This is a genomic window from Streptomyces sp. NPDC059092 (assembly GCF_042756365.1).
In the GTDB taxonomy this organism is placed as follows: Bacteria; Actinomycetota; Actinomycetes; order Streptomycetales; family Streptomycetaceae; genus Streptomyces.
The window spans coordinates 1-2,915 of the sequence record NZ_JBHZEJ010000148.1; the positions used below are offsets into that span (position 1 = coordinate 1).

Below are 2,915 nucleotides of genomic sequence, written 5' to 3' on the forward strand. Positions count from 1 at the left end.
CGGGGTATTTCCGTGGTGCTGGCACTGATGTGGTTCTCCTTCGCCAGGATCGTAACCCTGGCATCAGGGACTCCACGAATCTCAGTACAGCTCACATCTTGGGGCTGATCGGCTCAAGGCCGTTGCGTGGTGGCGACCTGACCGCGAAACCGACCCGGCTTTGCCACTCGGCTCTGCGGCACGGACGAGGCGTTGCGCCTGCACGTGGTGCGCGTTCGTCCCAGCAGATTCTTCGTCTGCTGGTGGTACAGGGCTGGTGTGCAGGTTGAAATGCTTAAATGTCCAAGTTGGATCTGGATAATGGCTGCTTGGTCCGTGCATGGTCCGGATCTTGGTCCGCACTCTGGGCAGGGACGAGGACCCAGGGGCGCGGACAGCCCCGCTTCCAGAAAGGCTTCGTGTAAGGGGCCCGAGACCGCCGAGTGGTTCTGGTGCGAAGTGGCTGGGTTGTGGGCTCTGCGTACCTCAAGTGTTCGGTGTGCTGATGGTCCGTGGCTTCAGCCGGTACTTCAGCAGAACAGGTGCAGCAGGCCCATGCTCATGGCCTTCGTCCCGGGGCGGATACCGAACCGAGTGATCAAGTTCGACGTGTCATTCGACAGCGGACGTTGCTGATCGAGTTACTGAGATGAAACTCGTGGAGTCGTAGGGGCTGACGGTGCGAGGTTCCTGAGAATTACCAAGTGCGTGCGGTATCCACAGGGTGGCGGGCTGACCGCCGAACGGCAGCGGTTCCGTGAGGAGTTACGGCTCCGGGCGGCTGAGGGTTTCACCGCGGGTGGGGCGAGCTCGCTGATCGTCAAGGAGTTGCGCGTCATTGTCCGGTCGGTGCAGCGGCGGCGGCAGACGTGGGGACGAGAGCGGTCCGCGTGCTCTGCGGTCGCAGGGGCCGGCGTCATGGCCGAGGCTGACCAAGTGCCTGCCCGTCGGGCCATGGTACGCGACGACGATGCTGTCGCCGGTTGGGTCAAGGATGTGTGGCCCTGCGCGGAAGACTCGCGGCGGCCCGTGGAGCATGGCTGGTCTTCGAGGACGAAGCCGGCTTCTCCATGACGGGGCCGCAGGCGAAGACCTGGTCACAACGAGGCCGCACCCCGGTGGTCAGGGTCCGCGGCCGCTCTCGTAGGCGGATATCCATCGCCGCGCTGACCTGCTGCAAACCGGGCCACCGGTCCCGGCTGATCTACCGTCCGCGCAGGGACAACGGCCGCCGCGACGGCCGCAAGAGCTTTTCCCGGCGCGACTACCGGGACCTGCTGATCGCAGCCCGCCAGCAATTCGGCGGCCCGATCTTCCTGGTCCGGGACAACCTCAATGTTCACAAGGCCGCCGGACTACGGGAGTTCGCCGCGTCGCGAGACTGGCTGAGCGTCTACTACCTGCCGCCCTGCGCACCCGACCTCAAACCCGTCGAAGGAATCTGGTTCCTCCTGCGACGCGGCCGGATCTCCAACGTCGCCTTCGGCGCCCCCGAACACCTCATCCAGCGCATCCGGCACGGTCTACGCCGCATCCAGTACCGCAGCTACCTCATAGACGGCTGCCTCACCAAGACCGGCCCGTCCATCAGACCCGCCTGAACAGCGGCACGACATCACGAGTTCAACCTCAGGAGGTGTCCCTCTCCGATGGCACGAGTACTTGTCGGGCGGTGTCGACGCGCAGTCTTTGGCAGATTTCCATCAGATCCCCTTCCCCGTGTTCTTCAGGAACCTCCACTTCAAGTGCTTGGTGATGGAGGTCAACCGGGACCGGCCGAGCAACGAGCCCTTCTGTCTCGCAGGCTGCGGCTGCGATGATGCGGCCTTCGTCGTCGTGGACGATGCTGAGTCTCATGGCGTCACCCTGATTGCCGCGAACCGAATGAGCCCGCCATTTACGCCGAGGTATGAGCGCATGGTCGTCACGATGTCCGTGGAATTGCTCAGATTGTTGTCTTGGTTTCCTGTCACGCTAACCGCGGTTACGCTGGCGTTTGCCTGGTTGGGGCGTGCTGAATAACCCCAATAGTTCTCGCCGTCCCCGCCCCAGCCGCCGTTAAGGTTCCAGGCCACCGTTGTGTCAGGAGCCTGGTATGGCAGCAGGCCACTTGCGCGAAAATAGGTGACGTTTGTCATGCGACGTAGACTACATCCTTTTCAATTCGTCTCTGGGAAAGCGTCGGGCGAGTCGCCAGTTCACGCGCCATCCCGCTTTGCTTTAATATATTATTAATTTGCGATTGCGCCTACGTGAAGGCTCACGCCTGTCAAACAGAAGGCGGAAGAAGTCGCGTAGCAGCATGAGCGTAGGCTTCGTCTTGCATCCCCTGGGCCTTGACCCCAGATCTTGGACACTTGGGACGTAGATCTTGAGGATCTGAGAACGGACATCTTGTGGTCATGAAGCACTACCCGCCGGAGTTCAAGGCGGACGCGGTTGCGTTGTACGAGTCGCGGCCGGACGCGACCATCAGGTCGGTCGGCGCTGATCTGGGGGTCAACCCGGAGACGCTGCGGAACTGGGGCCGGGCGGCCGGAGCGAGCCGGCCCCGGGGACGCCGGGCGGAGGCCGCTGAGCCGCCCACGCCGTTGGAAGCGGAGAACGCCGCTCTGCGCAAGAAGGTCCGTGAGCTGGAGGAGGAACGCGAGATCCGGCGGAAGGCGGCCAAGTATTTCGCCGGGGAGACGCGCTGGTGAACCGCTTCCAGTTCGTCGCCGACCACCAGCGTCGCTACGGCGTGAAGCGGCTGTGCACCATCCTGGGCATTGCCCGTTCCAGCTTCTACTACTGGCGCGCGACGGCTGCGGACCGGGCCGCCAGGCAGGGGGACGCCCAGCTCGCCGCCCGGATACGGGCCGAGCACCGGGAATCGGACGGTACCTACGGCGTCCCCAGGATCACTGCCGAACTCCGCGAGGCAGGCGAGCGCGTCA

The 2,915-nt window shown here is 63.8% G+C and carries 5 protein-coding genes; 3 read left to right on the top strand and 2 right to left on the bottom strand.

Features of this window, described 5'->3' with window-relative positions:
• Nucleotides 1–1,049 precede the first annotated feature (1,049 nt).
• Nucleotides 1,050–1,580: a transposase gene (locus ACFXPL_RS37015; protein WP_384927574.1), complete on the top strand. Its 531-nt coding sequence runs from the start codon at nucleotides 1,050–1,052 to the stop codon at nucleotides 1,578–1,580.
• A 28-nt stretch (nucleotides 1,581–1,608) separates the two neighbouring features.
• Here the strand turns inward: ACFXPL_RS37015 and ACFXPL_RS37020 are convergent, their stop codons facing one another.
• Together ACFXPL_RS37020 and ACFXPL_RS37025 are read right to left on the bottom strand one after the other, a co-directional pair.
• Nucleotides 1,609–1,836 carry a hypothetical protein gene (locus tag ACFXPL_RS37020; RefSeq protein ID WP_384927570.1) on the bottom strand — a complete coding sequence of 76 codons (228 nt, stop codon included), beginning with the start codon at nucleotides 1,834–1,836 and terminating at the stop codon, nucleotides 1,609–1,611.
• Nucleotides 1,833–2,117: a hypothetical protein gene (locus tag ACFXPL_RS37025; protein ID WP_384927571.1), complete on the bottom strand. Its 285-nt coding sequence runs from the start codon at nucleotides 2,115–2,117 to the stop codon at nucleotides 1,833–1,835. The genes ACFXPL_RS37020 and ACFXPL_RS37025 overlap by 4 nt, the downstream gene beginning before the upstream one ends.
• A 264-nt stretch (nucleotides 2,118–2,381) precedes the next feature.
• Here ACFXPL_RS37025 and ACFXPL_RS37030 point away from each other — a divergent pair, with 264 nt between their 5' ends.
• Both ACFXPL_RS37030 and ACFXPL_RS37035 read left to right on the top strand, forming a co-directional pair.
• Nucleotides 2,382–2,678, top strand: coding sequence for a transposase (locus ACFXPL_RS37030; RefSeq protein ID WP_384927572.1), 297 nt, complete (start codon nucleotides 2,382–2,384; stop codon nucleotides 2,676–2,678).
• On the top strand, nucleotides 2,675–2,915 hold a 241-nt coding region (locus ACFXPL_RS37035; protein WP_384927573.1), incomplete at its 3' end, for an IS3 family transposase. The genes ACFXPL_RS37030 and ACFXPL_RS37035, both read left to right, overlap by 4 nt.